The 24,402-nt window shown below is 46.7% G+C and carries 20 protein-coding genes; 10 read left to right on the forward strand and 10 right to left on the reverse strand.

Annotation, left to right across the window (positions count from 1 at the left end; all coding sequences use genetic code 11):
- Positions 1-8: 8 nt before the first annotated feature.
- Complete coding sequence (locus tag K0335_RS05415) at positions 9-878, reverse strand: helix-turn-helix domain-containing protein (RefSeq protein ID WP_002431345.1); 870 nt, start codon at positions 876-878, stop codon at positions 9-11.
- Positions 879-1,546: 668 nt separating this feature from the next.
- On the opposite strand from K0335_RS05415, the gene K0335_RS05420 reads away from it, so the two are divergent.
- Positions 1,547-2,284, forward strand: a complete 738-nt coding sequence (locus K0335_RS05420; RefSeq protein WP_000951554.1) for a helix-turn-helix domain-containing protein — start codon at positions 1,547-1,549, stop codon at positions 2,282-2,284.
- Between the two features lie 225 nt (positions 2,285-2,509).
- Here K0335_RS05420 and K0335_RS05425 read toward each other — a convergent pair whose 3' ends face one another.
- From K0335_RS05425 to K0335_RS05440, 4 genes are all read right to left on the reverse strand, one after another.
- Entirely contained in the window at positions 2,510-5,623 is a 3,114-nt protein-coding gene (locus tag K0335_RS05425) for an efflux RND transporter permease subunit (protein WP_000024917.1), read from the reverse strand.
- Between the two features lie 25 nt (positions 5,624-5,648).
- Entirely contained in the window at positions 5,649-6,806 is a 1,158-nt protein-coding gene (mdtE, locus tag K0335_RS05430) for a multidrug transporter subunit MdtE (protein ID WP_001034993.1), read from the reverse strand.
- A gap of 251 nt (positions 6,807-7,057) precedes the next feature.
- Positions 7,058-7,585 carry an acid resistance transcriptional activator GadE gene (gene gadE / locus K0335_RS05435; RefSeq protein WP_000576681.1) on the reverse strand — a complete coding sequence of 176 codons (528 nt, stop codon included), beginning with the start codon at positions 7,583-7,585 and terminating at the stop codon, positions 7,058-7,060.
- A gap of 767 nt (positions 7,586-8,352) precedes the next feature.
- Entirely contained in the window at positions 8,353-8,922 is a 570-nt protein-coding gene (locus K0335_RS05440) for an HdeD family acid-resistance protein (protein WP_000935660.1), read from the reverse strand.
- Positions 8,923-9,174: 252 nt separating this feature from the next.
- Between K0335_RS05440 and hdeA the strand changes: the two genes are divergently transcribed.
- From hdeA to K0335_RS05455, 3 genes are all read left to right on the forward strand, one after another.
- Entirely contained in the window at positions 9,175-9,507 is a 333-nt protein-coding gene (hdeA, locus tag K0335_RS05445; RefSeq protein ID WP_000709330.1) for an acid-activated periplasmic chaperone HdeA, read from the forward strand.
- A gap of 101 nt (positions 9,508-9,608) precedes the next feature.
- Positions 9,609-9,935, forward strand: coding sequence for an acid-activated periplasmic chaperone HdeB (gene hdeB, locus K0335_RS05450; RefSeq protein ID WP_002431347.1), 327 nt, complete (start codon positions 9,609-9,611; stop codon positions 9,933-9,935).
- Between the two features lie 122 nt (positions 9,936-10,057).
- Positions 10,058-10,705, forward strand: a complete 648-nt coding sequence (locus tag K0335_RS05455) for an MgtC/SapB family protein (protein WP_000128963.1) — start codon at positions 10,058-10,060, stop codon at positions 10,703-10,705.
- A gap of 74 nt (positions 10,706-10,779) precedes the next feature.
- Here the strand turns inward: K0335_RS05455 and K0335_RS05460 are convergent, their stop codons facing one another.
- Entirely contained in the window at positions 10,780-11,310 is a 531-nt protein-coding gene (locus K0335_RS05460) for a helix-turn-helix domain-containing protein (protein WP_000480293.1), read from the reverse strand.
- Between the two features lie 391 nt (positions 11,311-11,701).
- Positions 11,702-12,268, reverse strand: a complete 567-nt coding sequence (locus K0335_RS05465; protein WP_001044203.1) for a Slp family lipoprotein — start codon at positions 12,266-12,268, stop codon at positions 11,702-11,704.
- Positions 12,269-12,776: 508 nt separating this feature from the next.
- Between K0335_RS05465 and uxuA the strand changes: the two genes are divergently transcribed.
- From uxuA to K0335_RS05485, 4 genes are all read left to right on the forward strand, one after another.
- Positions 12,777-13,961 carry a mannonate dehydratase gene (gene uxuA, locus K0335_RS05470; RefSeq protein WP_000438604.1) on the forward strand — a complete coding sequence of 395 codons (1,185 nt, stop codon included), beginning with the start codon at positions 12,777-12,779 and terminating at the stop codon, positions 13,959-13,961.
- 80 nt (positions 13,962-14,041) lie between these two features.
- Entirely contained in the window at positions 14,042-15,508 is a 1,467-nt protein-coding gene (locus tag K0335_RS05475; RefSeq protein ID WP_000208188.1) for a fructuronate reductase, read from the forward strand.
- Positions 15,509-15,752: 244 nt separating this feature from the next.
- Positions 15,753-16,526: a Uxu operon transcriptional regulator gene (gene uxuR, locus K0335_RS05480; protein WP_000835133.1), complete on the forward strand. Its 774-nt coding sequence runs from the start codon at positions 15,753-15,755 to the stop codon at positions 16,524-16,526.
- 260 nt (positions 16,527-16,786) lie between these two features.
- Positions 16,787-17,827, forward strand: a complete 1,041-nt coding sequence (locus tag K0335_RS05485; protein ID WP_024256625.1) for a contractile injection system protein, VgrG/Pvc8 family — start codon at positions 16,787-16,789, stop codon at positions 17,825-17,827.
- Here K0335_RS05485 and K0335_RS05490 read toward each other — a convergent pair.
- The gene (locus tag K0335_RS05490) at positions 17,821-19,005 is read right to left on the reverse strand and encodes an MFS transporter (RefSeq protein WP_219393760.1); all 1,185 of its coding nucleotides are present in this window, start codon (positions 19,003-19,005) and stop codon (positions 17,821-17,823) included. The two genes, K0335_RS05485 and K0335_RS05490, sit on opposite strands and share 7 nt — an antisense overlap.
- 164 nt (positions 19,006-19,169) lie before the next feature.
- Complete coding sequence (gene ygjG / locus K0335_RS05495) at positions 19,170-20,549, reverse strand: putrescine aminotransferase (protein ID WP_032242745.1); 1,380 nt, start codon at positions 20,547-20,549, stop codon at positions 19,170-19,172.
- Between the two features lie 356 nt (positions 20,550-20,905).
- Between ygjG and K0335_RS05500 the strand changes: the two genes are divergently transcribed.
- A complete protein-coding gene (locus tag K0335_RS05500) occupies positions 20,906-22,426 on the forward strand; it encodes a PAS domain-containing methyl-accepting chemotaxis protein (RefSeq protein ID WP_104920255.1) in 1,521 nt (506 codons plus the stop codon).
- A 74-nt stretch (positions 22,427-22,500) separates the two neighbouring features.
- Here K0335_RS05500 and K0335_RS05505 read toward each other — a convergent pair whose 3' ends face one another.
- Entirely contained in the window at positions 22,501-23,127 is a 627-nt protein-coding gene (locus tag K0335_RS05505) for a PadR family transcriptional regulator (RefSeq protein WP_000017989.1), read from the reverse strand.
- Between the two features lie 254 nt (positions 23,128-23,381).
- Between K0335_RS05505 and K0335_RS05510 the strand changes: the two genes are divergently transcribed.
- Positions 23,382-24,161 (forward strand): siderophore-interacting protein, encoded by a 780-nt coding sequence (locus K0335_RS05510; RefSeq protein WP_104920256.1) that lies wholly within the window; start codon positions 23,382-23,384, stop codon positions 24,159-24,161.
- Positions 24,162-24,402 lie beyond the last annotated feature (241 nt).

Consider the following 24,402-nt stretch of genomic DNA (forward strand, 5'->3'; position numbering starts at 1 on the left):
GCTTTTCACTAACACCATCTGGAGCGCAGGGTATCATTTATTGCCCTGTTCCCAGGCAAGGTCATCACTCTTTTTGTTGCGTTCAGGTCATGGTGGTGTTGCCGTTTATCCTGATATTCGGTTGGCGTTATCCCAAAGTGCTTACGAAATACGGCAATAAAGTAAGATACACTTTTATAACCGCATAATATTGCTGTCTTTTTGACAGCGTAATCGTCGCATCGTAATAGCTTTAACGCCTGCTGCATTCTGCATTCAGTGAGTAACTGCGAGTAAGTCGTCTGCTCGGCCTGCAATTTTTTCTTTAATAAGCTTGGGCTCATTAATAATTCACTTGCTATTAATGTTAGTGACCAGTCATTGGCAATATTGCTGTTGATGACAGCACAAACGCGAGTTGTAATATCTGGATGCAATATGCGCATTAATAACGGAATAAAGTTCTGATCATCGAGAAACAGCGACATCAGGGCCAGCATTAACGAACGCTTACGCAGTTTTTCAGCGCAGGAGAGGTCACTTTTGTGTGACAGATTTGCCGCATATTTAAATATAGCGATATCAGGACATTTTCGAATAATAAAAGGTGAATTATGAGCTTTATAGCTATGTATTAAGGAATCTGAATTTAATGCGGAAACCAATAACGAAATTGTTTTTTGGGTAATTAGTGCAACATTTTCAAGTTCGCCATAGTGAGTGATGGTTAGTTGCCTTGGATCAACAAATATTAGATTTCCGGGAGCGATGGTGATTTTGTTACCATCATTAAAGGTAAGTATTGTTTCGTTGATGCTACAGATAATTACGCCGGGGTATGTATTGTTTTTCATAATCTTTAAAATAGCAGCAATGTATAAAGATAGTGACATTTCCATGTGCGTATAAACTTATTGTCTTTAACTTAACACATGTACCAGAGCAATATACAACAAAACATAAAGGCTATTTTTATATTAACGTTGACACTCTCCCCAGATGGAATACGTAAGTACAACTAAAGTTCAGAACTGCAAGTACGTCCAGATAAAGCCTGTGATATGGCTAAAGATGCTATATCTGTAGCTAAAAGTGATGCGTGCGTGACAGTATTAGTTATTAATTACGATCCGTTATGATGAGCTTGATAACTGTTAAAGAATATATTCACGAGGACTAACTATAGTGACTACGTTGGCATTTTTCAGGCAAAAAAAACCCGGCATAGGGGACCGGGAAGAGGAAAGTCTGCCGTCTACAGACTAATGAAACCGTTGCAACACTCCCTGTAGACACGGAAAGCTCAATTAAGATTTCATGTCTAGAAATATATCGTTAAGTAGACAAAATATCAGCTTGTTTTATATCGGGATTAGCTTCTGAAATGATTAAGAAAATGGATGGATGCATTTACTTATTTTAGATGGCCTGCTATATATAATAGTCCTCCTGCATGAATGTCTTCCTACTAAATATGGCAGTTTTTAAATTACTCTACATGTATACTGTCATTTTGTAAGTATACTCAATATGCATTAGTCACGGGAATGAATTAAAAGGGTTTAAAATGGCGCATGTCTGTTCTGTCGTTCTGGTTTGTCGTTCCTTGGACATATACTATGAAAAAAAACATCTTAACATAATAAAAGACAGTCTCATTCTGATGGATGAGAAACTGGCATTTAGAATCCCACATAATTGTTCCTGGGTGCGTTCACTGGAAATAGATGAATGCATTGTGAGCAATTATCTACAACATATTCGCCACCCTGCGCAATATAGCGGCAAACATACCAGACATCGTCTACTCATCAATCACCAGCCACCGTTACCGCTGGTAAGGGCAATCTTTGACAGTTTTGACGCTGCAGAAACGTTGACACCGACGCTGAGTAATATGCTCTACTTCTCCTGTTTATCACTGTTTTCGATGCATGATGAGTTGGTGCCTCTGCTATTTAACAGTATCAACACCTTATCGGGGAAAGTGGAGCGAATAATTAGCGTCGATACTTCCAGACGCTGGTATCTGCGTGATGTGGCAGAAAAGCTCTACACCAGTGAGAGCTTAATCAAAAAAAAGTTGCAGGACGAAAACACCTCTTTCAGTAAAATCTTACTGGCATCCCGAATGGCAAGAGCAAAAACTCTCCTTGAGCTTAATCAAATGCCATTAACGGTAATTGCTGAGAAATGCGGCTATAGCAGTACATCCTATTTTATCAATACTTTCCGCCAGTATTATGGCGTGACTCCTCATCAGTATAGCCATCGTTCGGCGGTGTCGTTCGTATCCTTGTGTTAAGCCAGCGTATTTCAGTGCCGTGATAGTGGGAATAATCAAATTAGTACTCCTCGGCATCACTGCGATCTCAGTTTGTATGGTATTGCTCAATCTTATTCTTCATGGCTGGAGCGGTTTTTTCTTCCATTGTTGCCTGATTTGCCTGGGGCTTTTAGCTTCTTGCCTGGTCGTTAACAAAAATTAAGGCCGGTTTCCCGGCCTTGCAGTAACGCTACTCGTTATAAATTACGTCCGTTTTTTAAAGCGTGAGAATAGATGTTCCACGACGATAAAGAACACCGGAACGAAGTAGATAGCCAGCACGGTTGCGGCGAACATCCCGCCCATTACCCCAGTACCGACCGCGTTTTGCGCGCCGGAACCTGCACCGTGGCTGATAACCAGCGGCAGAACGCCGAGGATAAACGCCAGCGAGGTCATCAGAATCGGGCGCAAACGCATCCGCGCCGCTTCGATAATTGCCTCAACGGGAGATTTTCCTTCTTTCTGCATCATTTCTACGGCAAATTCAACTATCAGAATGGCGTTTTTCGCAGCCAGCCCGATAGTGGTCAGTAGCCCCACCTGGAAGTAAACGTCGTTACTTAAGCCGCGCAAGTCGGTTGCCAGTAATGCACCAATCACCCCTAGCGGAACGACTAACATCACTGAGAACGGAATTGACCAACTTTCATATAAGGCAGCCAGCGCCAGGAACACCACGATTAGCGAGATGGCATACAGCATCGGGGCCTGGTTGGTGGATAATTTTTCCTGATAGGAAAGTCCGGTCCAGGAATAACCCACGCCAGCGGGTAGTTTTGCGACCAGCGAGGCCATAAAATCCATCGCTTCACCGGTACTTTTCCCGGCAGCGGCTTCCCCCAGAATCTCCATTGATGGCAAACCATTGTAACGTTCAAGACGGGGAGAACCGTAAGTCCACTCAGTAGAGGAGTAGGCTGAAAGCGGTGCCATTGTCCCGGAGGCGTTCCTGACATACCACTGGTTAATGTTGTCCGGCAGCATACGGAACGGTGTGCCTGCCTGCACATACACTTTTTTCACGCGCCCCTGATTCAGAAAGTCGTTTACATAGCTACTACCAAAGGCGGTGGAAATCGTCTGGTTGATATCCGAGAGCGACACACCCATCGCTTCCGCTTTTGCCGCATTGACATTAACACGGAACATCGGCGTATCTTCCAGACCATTGGGTCGTACACCTGTGACCTGATCCGGGGCTTGTGCTGCCATTGCCAGCAGTTCATTTCGTGCCTGCGTCAGTTTTTCATGCCCCAGGTTACCGTTGTCGAGTAGCTCCATATCGAAACCGGAAGCTGTACCCAACTCCGCCACGGCGGGCAGGTTGAAGGGGAAAACCACCGCTTTATTTATGGCACTTAAGGCAACCATCGCCCGCTGAATGATCCCGGTAACTGAGTTTTCTTCGCCGACACGCTCAGACCACGGCTTGAGGCTGATAAACGCCAGGCCGTTGTTTTGCCCCTGACCACTGAAACCAAAGCCGCCTACGGTGAACACCGATTCAACATTATTTTTTTCTTTGGTGAGATAGTAATCGGTGATTTCATCCAGCACTTTACTGGTGTTGACCATGGTTGAACCGGAAGGTAGTTGGGCGGTGGTCATCAGCACCCCCTGGTCCTCTTCCGGCAGGAATGACGTCGGTGTACGTAAGAACAGCACCGCCATACCCGCAACAATCAACAGATATACCACCATATAGCGTCCTGTGGTGCCCAACAGGCGTCGGGTACTGTCGGTATAATGATTCGTGGAAGCCTCAAACAGACGGTTGAAGCGGGCAAATAAGCTGTTGCCCGTGGTCACCTCTTTGGTCGGTTTAAGCAATGTGGCACAAAGTGCAGGAGTCAGGCTCATTGCGACGAAGACAGACAGCAGCATGGAGGAGATAAGCGTTATGGAAAACTGGCGGTAGATCTCCCCGGTTGCGCCACTCATGAAGGCCATCGGCATAAATACTGCGGAGAGCACCACCGCGATCCCCACCAGGGCCCGCTGAATTTGCCCCATCGATTTATGCGCTGCCTCTTTTGGGGCCAATCCCTCTTCTGAAATCACACGCTCGACGTTTTCTACGACCACAATGGCGTCGTCCACCAGTAACCCTATCGCCAGCACCATCCCGAACATGGTGAGTGTGTTGATGGTAAATCCGACCGCCGACAAGATAGCGAAGGTGCCGAGAATAACGACAGGCACGGCGATGGTAGGGATCAACGTTGCCCGGAAATTTTGCAGGAACAGATACATTACGAGGAAGACGAGGATAATTGCCTCGATCAACGTTTTGAATACTTCCTGAATGGAGATCTGGATAAACGGTGTGGTGTCGTAGGGATAAACTGTTTTCAGACTGGCTGGAAACCAGGCGGACAGGCGATCTAATTCACTTTTCACTGCTTTGGACGTGTCCAGAGCGTTGGCCCCGGTTGCCAGTTTAATCGCGATCCCGGCTGCTGGTTTGCCGTTGTAGCGGGCGACGGTGGAGTAATCTTCTGCCCCCAATTCTACCCTTGCCACGTCGCGCAGCAGCACCTGTGAACCATCCTGCTGGACTTTAAGCAGAATTTTGCCGAACTCCTCCGGGCTTTGCAGACGCGTTTGCACAATGATGGAAGCATTCAGTTGCTGGTCAGCTGCCTGAGGCATTCCCCCTAACTGACCGCCGGAAATCTGGTTATTTTGGATCTTGATTTGCGAAATAACGTCCTGCGGTTCCAGGTTGTATTTATTGAGTTTCTGCGGATCCAACCAGATACGCATGGCATATTGCGAACCGAACAGTTGCACACTACCCACCCCGGCGGTACGACTGAGGGGGTCTTTAATATTAGACGCGACATAGTCAGCAATATCGTATTGATTCAGGCTGCCATCATCGGAGATAAACGCCGCAACCATCAAAATATTGCTGCTGGATTTATCCACACTGATACCCTGCTGCTGCACTTCCTGTGGCAAAGAAGGCATTGCTAATTGCAGCTTGTTCTGTACCTGCACCTGGGCGATATCCGCCGAAGTTCCGGTCTCAAAGGTCAGGGTAATTTGGGCGTTACCCGCCGCATCACTGGTGGAAGACATATACATCAAGCCATCAAGGCCGGTCATATTCTGCTCAATGACCTGTGTCACTGAGTCTTCAACAGTTTGCGCATCGGCCCCCGGATAGGTTGCGCTGACAGTGATCGTCGGCGGCGCAATCTGCGGATATTGCGCCACCGGCAAGTTCATAATGGCGATCCCGCCTGCAAGCATCAAAATAATCGCAAGTACCCATGCAAACACCGGGCGCTCAATAAAATAGTTAGCCATGAAAATCCCCTTAATGCCTGCAACGTTACTGTTTAGCCGGGTTGCTGGCCGTGTTCTCGTCGGAGGATATTGCCTGGGCTTTTATACCTGGACGGATCCGTTGTAGCCCAGAGACGATCACCCGATCCCCAGGTTGTAATCCTGCCGTGACCAACCACTGATTGCCGATAGCTTTTACCGCGTTAATCTCGCGCTGCTGGACAACATCGTCTTTATCGAGAATTAATGCTGTCGCTTTCCCCTGAGCGTTATGCGTTACCCCTTCTTGCGGCACCATTAGTACATTCTGGCGACTGCCTTCATCGAGCAGGGCAGTGACGTACATACCGGGTAACAGATCGCCATTCGGGTTAGGGAAGATTGCCCGCAACGTTACGGAGCCAGTGGTCTCATCGACAGTAGGATCAGAAAACTTCAGGGTGCCGGTCTGGGCATAGCGTTTGCCATTTTCCAGATTTAGCGCCACTGGTGTTTGTCCTTTTACCTGCTGTATTTGCCCGCTGGCGATTTCCTCTTTCAGGCGCAGAAATTCTTGTACAGATTGAGTTAGATCGACATAAATCGGATCAAGCCGCTGCACTGTCACCAGGGCTTCGCTCTGATTTGCCGTCACCAGTGCCCCGACGGTGACTGACGATTTCCCGCTTATCCCGGTAATAGGTGACGTCACATTGGCGTATTTGAGGTTGATTGCCGCTTGCTCGACATCCGCTTTTGCCACGGTAACATTGGCTTCGGCTTCATTAAGCTGGCTACGCGCATTGTCGTAATCCTGACGGCTGACATAATTTGAGTGCAGAAGGGAGGACTGACGGTTAAAGGTTAACCGCGCGTTACTGGCGGCCGACTGCGCCTTGGCCAGGTTACCTTTGGCTGAGTCGAGGGCAGCTTTTAAAGGCGCCGGGTCTATCTGATAGAGTGAATCCCCCTGCTTAACTTTGTCACCTTCAATAAAATTACGTTTTACGATAATGCCGCCGACCTGTGGTCGTATCTCGGCAATTTCAAAGGGGACAGTTCTGCCAGGAAGTTCACTCGTAACGCTGACAGTGCCAGGAGTTATAGTGACAACGCCCACCTTTGGAAGGGCTGCAGAAGTATTTTCAGCGGGCTTGTTATCGCAAGCGGTGAGCATCGTGGTGCAGACCAACAACGGTATCAGCAGTTTTATCTTTTTGTTCATCATGTTCCTTGAATAACGGATAGCTTGCTTAATAGTCTGATTATTTGAACTTAGTTTGCAGAACAGGGGCATGACCGTTACTGTTTGGACAGGTGGATGATTAACCAGAGATAAACATCCACCCGGCGACATAAATAATGCTGGCTGCTCCAGCCTGAAACATCTTTAAATATTTTCGGTTCCCTCCCATTTATGCCCGTTAATCAGTTTTGTCACTATTTCCTTAGTGGCTAATTCTGATAATTATGTGGCTAAAAATAGGATGAAATACCCAGCGTAACAATATCGCTCATTCTTCTAAGCTTTAACTTGTACATAATATTGAATTTCTGAATCTTTAGCGTCTGTTGAGAGATGTTGAGCGCTGAAGTAATATTGCTTTCGTTTTTGTTTTTGAGAATCAGTTGCATAATCTTAAACTGATTGTGAGAAAAGCAAAGTTGGTCGTTTTTATGGTGTAATGGTTTGCCATAAATAATTTCAGTAAGATTCTTAAGACTTTCGTTGCGGTTGATAAAGTAAATCGGGGCGTTACTTTTTAGTTTGCTGATATGGTAGGGCGCTAAGATGATGATTCTTTCCGCATTGAGACTGGCGAGAAACTCCATCGATTCTTCGTCAAGGATGTGGTTATGATAGGTATCAATAACGACTTTGAATGGCATGTCAGATATATTATTGATATCATAAAGATTATTGATTTTTATCACTTTACGATCATCTTTTAAATTCATTAATCCGTGTAACAGAAAAGAATCTTTCGTCATGAGAAAAATCATAACTTACTCCTTAGCTATTTTGACTGCGAACATGTGGTCCATTAAGATTTATAACATCCTGATTTTAAACATTGTTCTCTATAGCAAGCATTGATGACATCATGGCGGTGGATTAAAAAACCACACCATTAACACTAATCAAGATCGACGGATTCTCCATTCCACACTCCATATAATCATCCTAAGTAAAATTCCTGGTTGTAAACAGTTTGTAAACATTAAGGCTGATGTTATTAAAGAGGAAAATTAAAAACTCAGTTGCGGACTCTTACTCAGGAATAAGTTATCATTTGATTATTTGTCGTTATCATTGCATTTCACTACACTGAAAGTGTAATCCGAGTAATTATCGAGTCTCCTTTTTTATTTTTGGCTGGCAAACAGGATTGCCAGCTTTTTTTCATAATATTTGTTCATTATTTTAATTAAATGTTGCTTAAGCGAGGTGATATCTCGCAATGGTCATACTATAACGCTGCCATTCCTTGCAAACTCTTCTTAATCTCGACTGAATAAATAGCCTCGAGATGCATACTACGTAGTGTAAAACCTTAGACTTAAAGTTGGACAATATCAGCCAGGATAATGTTTGCTTTGGCTATATTGGTAATTGTTGGCGTAGAAAGATAATAACATCATTATGTTAGGCAGTAGGCGCGGGTATTATATGACGAAGCATAATGTTTCAGTAAGCTCATAGTCACATAGCGTGACCATGAGCTTAAAAATGAAAAAATGATATGAATTTTTCTATTTTTATAAAGCGATTATGATTTGGCAAATAACTGGGAGAAACTGAACAAACTAACCGCACTAATCACCAGTTCAATGCCGACCAGGGTGGAAACCATCGTCACAGACATCAGTGGTGTTGCCCCAAGGAATAACCAGGCGATCAGAATATCCAGAATACCAATGATGAGTTGTAGCCAGCTGCCTTTAACATGACGAAAGCGATACCAGCCCATCAAACGAATAATCCCCCCGACGCAGAACAATCCGGCCAGGAAGGCGGCAATTGCGAAGATACCGACTTCTGGTGCTCGCAGGAAAAAGTAACCAATAAGCAGATAGGCAATCGCGACCAGAAAACCGCCAACTACCGGCCAGAAATTATGCTGTCGATGAGTGAAAAGTCCAACCATTAAGGCAAGACCGGCACAAATTAACAGAATTCCAACAATAATGCTTATTATATCACCTGAGACAAAGGGGAAACTGAGACATAAAACACCGGCAATGAACATTAATATCGATATCAGCCTGATCGTTGTTTTGTGCTTGTTGAGCATATTTGAATCAAAATTTATTATCGTTTTTTTATCAACGTTTAACATAAAGCCTCCGCGCCATATTTTTTAAATAATAACTGTTATAAATCTATGCCAAAATGCAGGTTGAGAATGCCCCTTGTTTTATAAAAAATTCCTAAACAAATTACTTAGTATATTATTATTGCTTTGAAAAATAAGGATTTTTATATTTTGTTGGTATTGCCATCAACATGACAGTCTGCAGATTCCAGGTTATAACTCGTAATGTCGAATTGGTTACAGATGGCTCTTCTACTTTTTAATGAGGATATTACGATGAAAAAAGCAATTAGCATTCTTCTTGGTGGTCTACTCCTGATGCCGGTAATCAGCAATGCCGCAGAAACCCAAAAAGCAGCTGATAACCAAAAACCGGTTAATAGCTGGACATGTGAAGACTTCCTGGCTCTGGATGCTACTTTCCAACCAACTGCTGTTGGTTTTGCTGAAGCGCTGAACAAAAAAGATAAGCCTGAAGATGCTGTAATGGATGTTCAGGGTATCGAAACTGTAACACCTGCTATCGTTCAGGCATGTACTCAGGACAAAAAAGCCAGCTTTAAAGAAAAAGCACAAGGTGAATGGGCAAAAATTAAGAAAGATCTCTGATTTAGCCGGAATTAATAATGGTATTTCGACAGGAGGAGCATCCATGCATATTATGGATACCCTCTTGCCTGGACGTCATTCTTGAACGGATAGGTAACGATATGAAAAGTCTGTCTCTGCGTAAAACGCTGGTTTTCCTTGGTGCAGTTGCTGCTCTTTCCCTGGCTAATGCGCAATCTGCGCTGGCGGCCAGTGAAATGCCAAAAGATATGAGCTGCCAGGAATTTATCAACCTGAATCCAAAAGCCATGACTCCGGTTGCCTGGTGGATGTTACACGAAGAAACTGTGTATAAAGGTGGCGATACAGTGACATTAAATGAAACTGATCTCACCCAAATCCCACAAGTCATTGAGTACTGCAAAAAAAATCCGGAAAAAAATCTGTATACCTTTAAAGAGAAGAATGCCAACGTCTTACCAAACTAAGGTAAGCCACCAGAAAAGTCACTGCCTGTCATCAGCGCGGGCAGTTTCTTTTTTGGGCTACAACTTTATATTTTATACAACTTACCCAAACCCTTGGTTAAATACTCAGATTGAGTCATAAAATGACCGATGAATTTATTCTCCGCATTTGTCTTGCGGGCCTGGTCAGTGGCATTATAGGTGTTGAACGACAAATAAGAGGAAAAGGGGCCGGGTTAAGAACTCATGTATTAATTGGCATGGGCAGCGCCTTATTTATGATTGTCTCTAAATATGGCTTTGCCGATGTATTAGCTCTGGATCATGTCGGGCTTGATCCCAGTCGTATAGCTGCTCAGGTGGTTACCGGTGTAGGTTTTATTGGTGCTGGTAATATTATTGTCCGTAACCAAAATATCTCCGGTTTAACAACCGCTGCCGATATCTGGGTAACAGCATCTATCGGTATGGTGATTGGTAGTGGAATGTATGAGTTGGGGGTGTATGGCTCGATAATGACGCTACTGGTGCTGGAAGTTTTGCATCAAATCACGTCCCGCTTTATGAATAAAACCTGGCACTTACAATTAACATTAGCAGATATTGAAACAGCCAGCATAATAGCATGGTTCAAAAATCATCATATAAAATCACGTATTGTATCGCTCCAGGAAACTGCAACTAATGACATCATGACGGTTGATATTACTCTTACAGCACGAACTTCCATTGATGATATTATGCAAGAACTGAAAAATATTCCTGGCGTGCAAAGTGTTTCGATCAGTTGATAGTGTTCCCTTGCAGCTTATTACGACAGTTGAAGTTAATGATTTGGGCGTGGCATAGGCCACCCCCCTTTTTTTTAAATAAGATAGCTCACGTGCGGGTACTTTATCAGCTCCGTAATTCTTCTTAAATTCAGGATCATCATCACGCTATGTTTATGACAGTAGAATGTTTTGAGTGAAATCTGCATTTTCTGCAGAATATCTTCTGTTTGCATCTGCTGTGCAATATAACTCAACACCTGATGTTGCTTACGGGAAAGCATGATGTCAGCTTCCGGGGCAGGGCACAGACCGCGATTGACCAGTACCATAAAATCTATCAGCGAAATGTTGCGTAAAACGAACGTCACGGGAATATCGCCCAGGCATCTTTTGATAATAAAAGGGGAAAAAACAATGACCTGTTCCGGTCTTAGCTGTTTGATTTTTTCCGCCATGGCCGAGTGAAATACGTTGTTCATTAAAGTATCAATGATTATATGGCAATGTTGATGCAACACTAAGTCAATGTCATCTTCATCCTGAACGTGAACAACCTGGCTCTTATTGAGCAAAAATGTAATAGCAGTAAATAAAACAGTGTCCTTTGTGATAACCAAAAACATGACCGACTCCTGTTGCAGTTCATTCTTTCTCATTTGCGGTTAATTTTTTAAATTGTGCTTAGATCCTCTTTGGCATTTTTATCTAAAAACGGATACCTGATGAGGTATCCGTTGAGTCTAATGACAAACATGTGATTGCCTGATGCGCCACGCTTATCAGGCCCGAAGGGTATCTGCAATATCATATTGAATTTGCAGATCCTGGCAGGCCAAATAAGACCTTCATGCTGCATCTGACATGAAACAGCGAACGAGTTTCTATACTCGTCATACTTCAAGTTGCATGTGCTGCGTCTGCGTTCGCTCACCCCAGTCACTTACTTATGTAAGCTCCTGGGGATTCACTCGCTTGTCGCCTTCCTGCAACTCGAATTATTTAGAGTATAATCTGTTATTTAATTAATTCCGGAGTAACAGAACTCACGTTATCGCCGTAATAAGGCGCACCCCAACCTGGTTCAGGCCAGAAGGCACCATAGCCGTAATCCCATAAGTTGTAAGTGGTATTCACGGTTTCAACCATGCGCCAAATCTGAATCCCTTGAATATTCAGATTAACGAAATCGTAAGGAACTTTGTTGATAAAGCCCTGTTGTTCACCTTGAATAGTGCCCAGCACGGTAACGTAATGATTGCGGTAGTTTACCGGGTCAAGGAAACCATTCTGTTTAGCCAGAATACGCCCCTGATAGTTGGCATCGAGTTCAGGTTTGGCATAACGGTCTAAAGGTAAAACGGCAATTTCCAGTAATGTGTCATTTTTGGAGTTGATCACATTTATAACTTTACCGCCAAAGCGAGCCTGTTGACCTACATATAAATTTGGCTGGTTGTGGACAGCAACGAAACTTTTCTGGATATCGGGTTGGTTATTACCTTTGATATTCTGTGGAATAGAACTACAGGCAGCCAGCAATAATGACAGGCTGATGATAAGCGCACCTTTTGTTTTGTTCATGTTACTGTCCTTTTCAACGTCAACAAATGATATGCAAATAATAGGATTTTTTCGGTTAATTTCTCAGTTTAATGAGCGAAATAGCCGATAGTGGTATTTTTTGGTCTAATTGTATTTTTATATACAGATTGATGATCGAGGAGAGGGAATATATTAACGTCTGGTTTTATACCCTGCTAATTATTAGACAGGATATATTGACGTGTTGTCATGAATAAAAAGACACAGGGTTTGTATCCTGGGAAACTGCCATAATTGGTCAACCAATAATGTGATCTAAGCCTCATTTTACATCATTAATACCAACATCAATGCCCGTCAGATAGCCTGCATTGCCTGTAATTGTGATTTGGTTAACCAATTTTGACTTCAAGGTTGACATGTCTGACCAAAAAGTGGAACTTATACGTCATCTCGTCCGGCACGACGCTATAAGTACGTCGAAAGACCCGGCTATCTAATCAATCTGGGGATCTACTGACACCCCACCACGTGAAGAGGAAAAATCATGGAACAGACCTGGCGCTGGTACGGCCCAAATGATCCGGTCACTTTAGCTGATGTACGTCAGGCGGGCGCGACTGGCGTGGTTACCGCTTTGCACCATATCCCGAACGGGGAAGTGTGGTCAGTAGAAGAGATCCTCAAACGCAAGGCGATCGTTGAAGACGCAGGCCTGGTGTGGTCTGTTGTGGAAAGTGTGCCAATTCACGAAGATATCAAAACTCATACTGGCAACTATGAGCAGTGGATCGCTAACTATCAGCAGACTCTGCGCAACCTGGCGCAGTGCGGCATTCGCACCGTGTGCTACAACTTCATGCCGGTGCTCGACTGGACCCGTACTGACCTCGAATACGTGCTGCCAGACGGCTCCAAAGCTCTGCGCTTCGACCAGATCGAATTTGCTGCATTCGAACTGCACATCCTGAAGCGTCCAGGCGCGGAAGCGGATTACACCGAAGAAGAAATTGCTCAGGCCGCTGAACGCTTCGCCACTATGAGCGACGAAGACAAAGCGCGTCTGACCCGTAACATCATTGCCGGTCTGCCGGGCGCGGAAGAAGGGTACACCCTCGACCAGTTCCGTAAGCACCTGGAGCTGTACAAAGATATCGACAAAGCCAAACTGCGCGAAAACTTTGCGGTCTTCCTGAAAGCCATTATTCCGGTTGCCGAAGAAGTTGGCGTGCGTATGGCTGTTCACCCGGACGATCCGCCGCGCCCGATCCTCGGCCTGCCGCGCATTGTTTCCACCATTGAAGATATGCAATGGATGGTTGATACCGTAAACAGCATGGCGAACGGTTTCACCATGTGCACCGGTTCTTACGGTGTGCGTGCTGACAACGATCTGGTTGATATGATCAAGCAGTTCGGTCCGCGCATTTACTTCACCCATCTGCGTTCCACCATGCGTGAAGATAACCCGAAAACCTTCCACGAAGCGGCGCATCTGAACGGTGACGTTGATATGTACGAAGTGGTGAAAGCGATTGTTGAAGAAGAACACCGTCGTAAAGCGGAAGGCAAAGAAGACCTGATCCCAATGCGTCCGGATCACGGTCACCAGATGCTGGACGACCTGAAGAAGAAAACCAACCCAGGTTACTCCGCGATTGGTCGTCTGAAAGGCCTGGCCGAAGTTCGCGGTGTCGAAATGGCGATCCAGCGCGCTTTCTTTAGCCGTTAATATCCACCGGCATGGCTGCGCGCCGTGCCGGTTCCTTCTTCCTTGCCGTCACTCTCTGAAGACGGATTCTGGAGTTTACGATGACTACTATTGTTGACAGCAATCTGCCGGTTGCCCGCCCGTCATGGGATCATTCTCGTCTGGAATCACGCATTGTGCATCTCGGTTGCGGGGCGTTTCACCGCGCGCACCAGGCGCTGTACACCCATCACCTGCTGGAAAGCACGGATAGCGACTGGGGGATCTGCGAAGTTAACCTGATGCCAGGCAACGACCGTGTGCTGATCGAAAACCTGAAAAAACAGCAACTGCTGTACACCGTAGCGGAAAAAGGCGCAGAAAGCACCGAGCTGAAAATTATTGGCTCGATGAAAGAAGCGCTGCACCCGGAAATCGACGGTTGTGAAGGTATTCTCAACGCGATGGCGCGTCCGCAGACGGCGATTGTCTCCCTGACGGTCACAGAGAAAGGTTATTGCGCCGATGCGGCGAGCGGTCAGCTGGATCTCAATAACCCGCTGATCAAGCACGATCTGGAAAACCCGACTGCGCCGAAGTCCGCGATTGGTTACATCGTTGAAGCTCTGCGTCTGCGTCGTGAAAAAGGGCTGAAAGCGTTTACGGTGATGTCCTGCGACAACGTGCGTGAAAACGGCCATGTGGCGAAGGTTGCCGTTCTGGGGCTGGCTCAGGCGCGTGATCCGCAGCTGGCTGCATGGATTGAAGAGAATGTCACCTTCCCGTGCACCATGGTTGACCGCATCGTTCCGGCTGCGACGCCAGAAACCTTACAGGAAATTGCTGACCAGCTGGGTGTTTATGACCCGTGTGCCATTGCCTGCGAACCGTTCCGTCAGTGGGTGATTGAAGATAACTTCGTTAATGGTCGCCCGGACTGGGATAAAGTGGGCGCACAGTTCGTTGCAGACGTTGTGCCGTTCGAAATGATGAAGCTGCGTATGCTGAACGGCAGCCACTCTTTCCTGGCGTACCTCGGTTACCTCGGCGGCTATGAAACCATTGCCGACACCATGACTAACCCGGATTATCGCAAAGCGGCCTTTGCCCTGATGATGCAGGAACAAGCGCCAACGCTGTCGATGCCGGAAGGTACGGACCTGAACGCCTATGCGACGCTGCTGATCGAGCGTTTCAGCAACCCGTCTCTGCGTCACCGTACCTGGCAGATTGCGATGGACGGCAGCCAGAAGTTACCGCAGCGTCTGCTGGACCCGGTGCGTCTGCACCTGCAAAACGGCGGTAGCTGGTGCCACCTGGCGCTGGGTGTGGCTGGCTGGATGCGCTACACCCAGGGTGTGGATGAGCAGGGTAATGCTATTGACGTGGTTGACCCGATGCTGGCGGAGTTCCAGAAGATCAATGCGCAGTATCAGGGCGCAGACCGCGTGAAAGCGCTGCTGGGCCTGAGCGGTATTTTTGCCGATGATCTGCCGCAGAACGCCGACTTTGTTGGCGCGGTGACGGCGGCATATCAGCAGCTGTGTGAGCGCGGTGCGCGTGAATGCGTAGCGGCGTTAAACGCCTGAGATTAAACCCTTCACCCTCACTGGTCGATCAAATGAAGATTTGGTTGACCAGTTTCTCATTTTGGGGCGCACGTTCCGTGCCAATTCCCGATGCAAATGATATAGTTTGACATTGGTAGTCAACATAATATGGGCCTAAAGGCCAGTCATAATTTATTGAGTATGAACTCTTTGTTGGCTGGATCAGGCGTAAATACTGCTTTCGGCAATAATTCGATTAATCGCACCTAACGGACACAACATCATGAAATCAGGCACTTCTGCGCAAAGACCTTACCAGGAAGTAGGGGCGATGATCCGCGATCTCATCATCAAAACGCCTTATAAGCCCGGCGATCGCTTGCCACCTGAGCGGGAGATCGCTGAAATGCTTGATGTCACCCGTACCGTTGTGCGTGAAGCGCTGATCATGCTGGAAATTAAAGGCCTGGTGGAAGTCCGTCGGGGTGCCGGGATCTACGTCCTCGATAGCGACAGTGAACAGGTAATCGATACGCCAGATGTCAATGTTTGTAATGATGCCGGTCCGTTTGAATTACTACAGGCACGCCAGTTGCTGGAGAGTAATATCGCCGAGTTTGCCGCTTTACAGGCCACCCGTGAAGATATTGTTAAAATGCGCCAGGCGTTGCAACTGGAAGAGCGTGAACTGGCTTCCAGTGGACCGGGAAGTAGTGAAAGCGGCGATATGCAATTTCATCTCGCTATTGCAGAAGCGACGCACAATAGCATGTTGGTTGAATTGTTCCGCCAGTCCTGGCAGTGGCGCGAAAATAATCCAATGTGGATTCAGGTGCATAGTCATCTTGATGATAGTCTGTATCGTAAGGAGTGGCTGAAAGATCACAAACAGATCCTCGCAGCATTAATCAAGAAAGATGCCCGAGCAGCAAAACTGGCGATGTGGCAGCATCTGGAAAACGTTAAACAGCGGCTGCTGGAGTTTTCTAATGTTGATGATATCTACTTTGATGGCTACCTGTTTGATTCCTGGCCACTGGATAAAGTTGACGCCTGATAAATTTCAGACCATATGAAGCCTTTGCTGAATATAGTGAAGGTTTTTTTATAGGCTCTAAATTATTATTTAATAACGTTCTGATACATTAACTGTGAAATAATTTCATACTAAATACTTAGTATTTAGCAGATTGATGCGTATCAAAATAATATTCTATGTCTTCAGATTCGATTGTTATTTGTTGTATGTTGTGTTTTAAATAATAAAGCAGGCAACAGTTAGACGTAATACAATAAGATACTCAACGAGAGAAGGCTATGGCCAGCACCGATACCGTAACCCTGATATCATCGGTATTTTCTGCGGATGTGAGACATGTAATCGTCAAATCCGCTATAAATACATTGCCTTATGCAACCGTTACGGTGAATACCTCGAGCAGTTTTCATGAAGAGGACGTTGCTGGTACAAATTTAACTTTGTCATGCAATCAAATATCTTATGGTGGTTTGGTGACTGAACTTCAGCAAACTGCTTTTAATCAATACCATCTTGTCGTGCGACCCTGGTTGTGGATGCTGACACACCAGTCCCATAATCGTGTATTTCAGAATCTTACCTATCAGGAGATTATATATAAGATATTTGCAGAAAATGGTATTTCAGATTATACCTTTTTGTTTTGTTGTAAGGCGAAAAAACGACCGTTTTGCTTGCAGTATCAGGAAAGCGATTATCAATTTATTTGCCGCCTGATGGCAGAAGAAAAAGTTTGCTGGTTTTTCCGTTATCAACCCGGACGGCATATTTTACTGCTGGTACAAGATTATAATGCGTTAACATCTGTTGTGGGTAGCTTTAAGCTTAGCTATTCCACTTCCTGTCAGCATGAATTAAATATTATCTATAGCGTTAAAAAAAGTTTTTCTGTTATCAGCAACCCGATTAAAAAATTAAGCGGTAAAAGTCGCTGTGCGTTATTCCGCTCAGGATCTCGTTTTACCTTAACTCACCATGATAACGGATCATTAAACCGTGAGTGGTTGCTGACCCGTGTTACCCATATCTTTGATGGTCAGCACTACTACAATCATTTTACTGCCGTCACCAGTGCTACTTCTCACGAATCGACAGATTTGCCGTTTCAACCAGCAATCCCGCCACAAATAGCCACGGTCCTGGCAGTTGGTGGAGAGGGCGTAACATTGGCGTTTATATGGGATGGTTGCCCCGCAGAAAATACAATGGCGACACTGGCTAACAACTGCAACCTTCCCCTGACTGCGGGGCAAAAAGTGATAGTTTGCTTTATTGCGGGCGATCCTGATAAACCCTTAATTCTCTCTAAAATTCAATGAGTAAATACAACTCGCCGCTGGCGAAAAAGTTGCCGCACGCTAATAATAGCGGCAAGGAACAGTGCCGCTGCTCCACAAAGTGTGGCATCGACAATGGCTTGTGTGCCATTACCAAACATTGATGTTAATGCAGGGCCAATAATCTGCCCGACGCCGTAAGTTAATGTCACAAAACCTAACAGGTTAATCTTGCCTGGCACACTCAACTGATGAGCCAGAGTCATGACCAGCGATGTGGTGCCCATAAACGTGCCACCAAAGCCAATACTGCTTAAAATCAATAAGATGGGAGAACCGCTGGCAAGTGTTAGCAACACACAGATCCCTTGTACCAACAGGTTTGCGCTCAGGCAGGGCAGAACGCCCCAGCGCCTGGCAGCCCACAACCAGCCAAAGCATCCCGGCACCACGGATACGCCAACCAGAGTCCACAAATGTGCGGTAAGCAATGGAGAACCGGCATCTTTCGCCATTAAAGGGAGATAAGTGGCAACGATGATATAGCCAAATCCCGCCAGACCGTAAAGCAGTGCCAGCAACAGCCAATGCATCAGTTGGTGCTCTTTTTTTACCAGTGGTATAGGGGCAAGCGCTTGATGCTGACGGGGAATTAATACCATCAGCGCTATCACCATCACCGCAGCCATGATGCTTGCTCCTGTCCATAAATCGCTGGCAGAAATCGCCAGATGCAAACCGGCGATAACGTACTCGTTACCCAGAGCGATCCCTATACCTACACCAGAAAAAAGTGATGCAATAACAAACGGATGGCGTGTATGTTGCATAATTAATGTTGAGCCAAATATCAGCATACCGGCGCTTGCCACACCCGCAAAAAACCGCACCAGTGCCACTAAGATAAATTGTGTGAAGCAGGCCATGGCAAGGATCAATAATCCGCTAGCGAAAGCTGAAAGCACCAGTCCAGAACGTAGACGTGAGGGGAGGTGAAACAGGCTGAAGGAGAATAACAGGCTACCCACCAGATAACCCGCGTAGTTGATACTGGCAATCCATGAGAGCTGCGGGAATGTGAACAGATTTTCTGCCAGCATCACGGGAAGCAGTGGCGTATATAAAAAGCGCCCAATTCCCATTCCCAGCGTTAATACCAACATGCCAAACAGCGCATTCTTCAAAGAAAAAAGCTCTGCACCAGGCTGCACCTGATTCATATTTCACCTTATTCAGTTATGTAGTGAAACTTAAAAATAACATATCATTAACAATAAGCGAGGGCAGTCGTGACTAAAATGCAGTTTTGCGAGGAGACGAAGCGTTAGGGCTGGGGGAGAATTATCGGGCCGGGTGATAAGTTCTGGCCCGATAATGGGTTGAATTATGCTTCTTCGACACTTACCCGCATGGCGGCCAGCGCTTTTCGTGCCGCTTTGATGACCAGTTCACACTGTTCAATGGTCAGTGTCAGTGGTGGTTCAATACGGATCGTTTTAGCGTTGTTGAGTGTTCCGGCAACCAGTACTCGCTGGCGGAACATCTCGCTGGCAAAGTTGTAGCCGATTTCGTTATCGACAAATTCAATCGCCATCAACATCCCTTTGCCACGCGCTTCCTGTACCAGATCGGGATATTCCCGCGCCAGTTGACGGAAACCGTCCAGCAGCATGTCGCCTTTCTGTTCAGCCTGAGCCGGTAAGTTCTGCTCCAGCAACACATTGATGGTCGCGAGCGCCGCCGCACAGGCCAGCGGGTTGCCGCCAAAGGTTGTGGTGTGCAGGAACGGGTTATCGAACAGCACCGAGAACACCTCTTCGGTGGCGATGGTTGCGCCAATTGGCATTACGCCGCCGCCGAGCGCTTTGGCAAGGCAGAGGATATCCGGCTGCACGTTCTCATGCTCGCAGGCGAACATTTTGCCCGTGCGCCCCATACCGGTTTGCACTTCATCGAGGATCATCAGGGCGCCAAACTCATCACACAGCTTACGCACGGCGGTGAGATAACCTGGCGGCGGCAGAATGACGCCACCTTCGCCCTGAATCGGCTCGAGGATCACTGCGGCAACATCGTCACCGGTTTTTTTGCACTCGCTAAGAGCAGTACGCATGGCCTCGATATGACCAAACGGTACATGACGGAAGCCCGGCAGCAACGGCATAAACGGCTTGCGGAAGGTCGATTTTGCCGTGGCCGACAGTGCGCCCAGCGATTTACCATGGAACGCGCCGCTGGTGGCTATAAAGGTAAACTTACCGCGCGGTGACTGGTACGCTTTCGCCAGTTTCAGTGCCGCTTCCACGGACTCGGTGCCGCTATTACAAAAGAAGCTGTATTTCAGTTTACCGGGCGTCAGTGCAGCAAGTGTTTTTGCCAGCATCGCCCGTAATGGATCAAGCAGTTCCTGGCTGTGCAGCGGTTGTTTCGCAAGTTGATTCTGTACGGCGGAAACCACAACTGGATTACGGTGCCCCACGTTGAAAATTCCAAAACCTCCCAGGCAGTCGATAAACTCCTGTCCCTGGGTGTCGACAAGCGTATTTAAACCTCCCGCTTGCCACTCTACGGCTCCGTAATCCCCGCCAGCGGTAACAGATTTGCGATACTCTAAAAACCCCGGATTGACATGTTCTTTAAAGTATTCAATCACCTCCCGGTTTAGTGCTTTCATCTCCTCATGATCAAGTGTTTGTTTCTCTATGAGATTAAGGGCGTGGGCGCTGCACGCTAAAGCCGATGCGCTCGAAGGTAACCTGTTCAAAATATGCTCCGGTGGCTCGCGTATCACATGATACCGATTTAAGTATTGCAGGGATTGCGCCACTCCGGTTGTGATCGTGAAAATCGGGATAAACAGCTTAAAAAGATACTTTGTTGCAACATTTAATGCCAAATGTTAACAATTGGGTGTTTTTAAATCGCCAGGATGTTCGGGGGAATAAGACTGAAAAGGCGGCATTGCACCATGAGAATTCAAGGGATGATTCTTTCTGGGGCACAGATAAAGGAAGAAACTGCGATCTCTATCAAATTTAACAACTAAAGATAAATTTATTAGCGCCGAAATAACATATGACGAAAAGTTAACAACCATAAAAACCTGCACAGGACGCGATTATGTCTTCACCTTTGTATGTTACCCAGCAAAATACCCCGCTGGCTGACGATACTACCCTGATGTCCACCACTGATCTGCAAAGCTATATCACCCACGCCAACGACACATTTGTTCAGGTGAGCGGCTATTCGCTCAATGAGCTGCTGGCCCAACCGCATAATATGGTGCGACACCCGGATATGCCAAAAGCGGCGTTTGCAGATATGTGGTACACCCTGCAACAAGGTGAACCGTGGAGCGGCATTGTTAAAAATCGGCGCAAAAATGGCGATCACTACTGGGTACGCGCTAACGCAGTGCCGATGGTGCGTAATGGCAAAATCAGCGGTTACATGTCGATTCGCACCCGGGCAACGGATGAAGAGATTGCCGCAGTGGAGCCGTTGTATCAGGCATTGAATGCCGGGCGCAGCAATAAACGAATCCACAAAGGTCTTGTGGTGCGTAAGGGCTGGCTGGGAAAACTGCCTTCGATGCCGTTACGCTGGCGGACGCGAAGCATGATGGCGCTACTGTTTATTGCCCTTTGTGCAATGCTGCACTTTTCCGTTGTGCCAGTTAGCGCTTATCTGGCTTGTGCTCTGGTAATGTTTCTTGGAACTCTATGTTTTGAATGGCAACTCGTTCGCCCGATGGAAAATGTCGCCAGGCAGGCGCTAAAGGTAGCTACCGGTGAGCAAAATAGTGTTGAGCATTTGCAACGTAGTGATGAGTTGGGACTGACACTACGGGCAATAGGGCAGCTTGGCCTGATGTGTCGCTGGCTCATCAATGATGTTTCCAGTCAGGTATCCAGTGTGCACCACGGTAGTGAAACGCTGGTAAAAGGTAGCGATGAACTGAATGAGCATACCCAGCAAACCGTGGATAATGTCCAGCGAACGGTGGCGACGATGAAGCAGATGACGGCATCGGTAAAACAGAACTCAGCCACTGCTTCTGCGGCTGACAAGCTCTCTATTACTGCCAGTAACGCCGCGCAACAGGGCGGGGAAGCTATGGAGACGGTGATCAAAACGATGGATGATATTGCAGACAGCACTCAGCGTATTGGCACTATCACCTCACTGATTAACGATATTGCTTTTCAGACCAATATTCTTGCGCTGAATGCAGCGGTAGAAGCAGCACGCGCAGGTGAACAAGGGAAAGGGTTTGCGGTGGTTGCCGGAGAAGTTCGCCACCTGGCCAGCCGCAGTGCCAGTGCCGCCAATGATATTCGAAAGTTGATAGATGCCAGTGCCGATAAAGTGCATTCTGGCTCACAGCAGGTTCATGCTGCCGGGCGCACTATGGACGATATTGTGGCACAGGTACAAAACGTCACCCGATTAATTGCCCAGATTAGCCATTCAACTCTGGAACAGGCCGATGGGCTGACCAGCCTGACACGTGCCGTGGATGAGCTAAACCGGATCACCCATAAGAACGCCGAACTGGTGGAGGAGAGCGCGCAAGTCTCGGCGATGGTGAAACACCGCGCCAGTCGCCTGGCCGACGCGGTAACAGTGCTACATTAATTGGTGATATTGGCAGCCAGATATGGCCTTTGGTATAGCCGGATAGAGCAATTGCCGTATCCGGCAATTGGCGATTAATCCAGCTGGGTAATATCAAAAGCGGCGCGGTCGATCACTGCAATGATCTTTTTTATTTCCGCATCGCTGATAGCGCTCTGATTTACTTTTAAGTCCAGCACTGCTTTGAAATTATCCAGCGCCCGCTTCATTTGCGGGTTCTGGCGCAGAGCTGCACCGACGCTACGCGATTTGATTCGCTCCGTAATCAGATCCATTTGCTCACGATTTTCTTCCAGCCACTGCGCACCTTGTTCAGTCAGGGCTATCTGTTTCTTCCCATTTTCTTCTTCGCGGATGGCGATCAGTGCCTGCTCCTGGAGTAGATCCAGTGTTGGGTAGATAACCCCCGGACTTGGCGTGTAATGACCCTGGGTCAAATTCTCAATGGCTTTAATCAGCTCGTAACCGTGGCTATCGTCGCGGGAGAGAATATCCAGAATCACCAGGCGTAATTCACCATGTCCGAAAAAGCGCTGACGACGCCCGCCGCCGCGACCATGACGCCCGCCACTACAGCATTGGCCGTGCTCATGCTGATGATTGTGTCCGCAGTGCTCATGTTCTGCTTTTTCACCTTTACAGCAGCCTTCGTGACGTGGCTGGCCTTCATGTTTACAACACCCTTCATGATGATGGCTCATATCAGCCTCCTGTTGTTTGTTTAGATATATCTAATTTATATCTATAACAGGATTTGTTGCAAGCACTGAAAAGTACTTTTTTAAACCTACAGGCTTGGGAAGGTGTTCACGATTTATCTGGCATTTGAATCAGAATGCCATAAGTAACACTTTCTTTGAGCCATAAAAATTTCTTGCAATTAACTTGATTAACAATCATTATCATTTGCGAGCTTTTTTTAGATATATCTGATTACTACCGCAAAGGCACAACAATGAATAACTCTCCCCGTTACCCACAGCGCGTTCGTAACGAATTGCGCTTCCGTGAACTGACCGTATTACGAATTGAACGCATCAGTGTCTGTTTTCAGCGTATCGTCCTCGGCGGCGAGGCGCTGGACGGTTTTACATCGCACGGTTTTGATGATCACAGCAAAGTCTTTTTCCCTGCACCGGGGACTCATTTTGTGCCGCCAACCGTTACCGACGACGGTATTATCTGGCCAGAAGGTACGCGCCCGGTTTCGCGTGACTACACACCGCTTTACGATGAGCAACGTCATGAACTGGCACTGGATTTCTTTATCCATAATGGCGGTGTAGCAAGCCGCTGGGCGATGCAGGCACAACCGGGCGATAAACTCACTATTGGTGGACCACGCGGATCGCTGGTAGTGCCAGAGGATTACTCATATCAACTCTATGTTTGTGATGAATCAGGTATGCCCGCATTACGCCGTCGGCTGGAAATATTGAGTAAGCTTGCGGTCAAACCTAATATCACTGCGCTGGTGAGTGTGCAGGACAGAGCTTGTAAGGATTATCTTGCTCATCTTGAGGGGTTTAATATTGAATGGCTGGCGCATGATGAGCAGGCCGTAGATGCACGACTGGCACAGTTACAGATCCCGGAAGATGACTACTTTATCTGGATCACAGGCGAAGGGAAGGTTGTCAAAAAACTCAGCCAGCGTTTTGCGGGGGAACGTTATAACCAGCAATTAGTGCGTGCAGCTGCATACTGGCACGCTAAATTGCCTGACGCGCCGTAAACGTCTTGTACGGCCTTTGAAAACATTTAAATTCAATATATTGCAGTAATTTTGTAGGCCTGATAAGCGTAGCGCATCAGGCTATATTACATTTTTCATTAAAACGTATTATATCAACCCACTGAGATGGCTATCATATAATCGGCATTATGCTCGTCATACTTCAAGTTGCATCTGCTGTGAGTTATTCAGCGTATATACCCTGAATAATAATCAAAAAAATTATTGCTAATGTTCCTGG

Origin of the sequence: Escherichia sp. GZ89 (assembly GCF_019366485.1) — a bacterium.
Lineage (GTDB): Bacteria > Pseudomonadota > Gammaproteobacteria > Enterobacterales > Enterobacteriaceae > Escherichia > Escherichia fergusonii.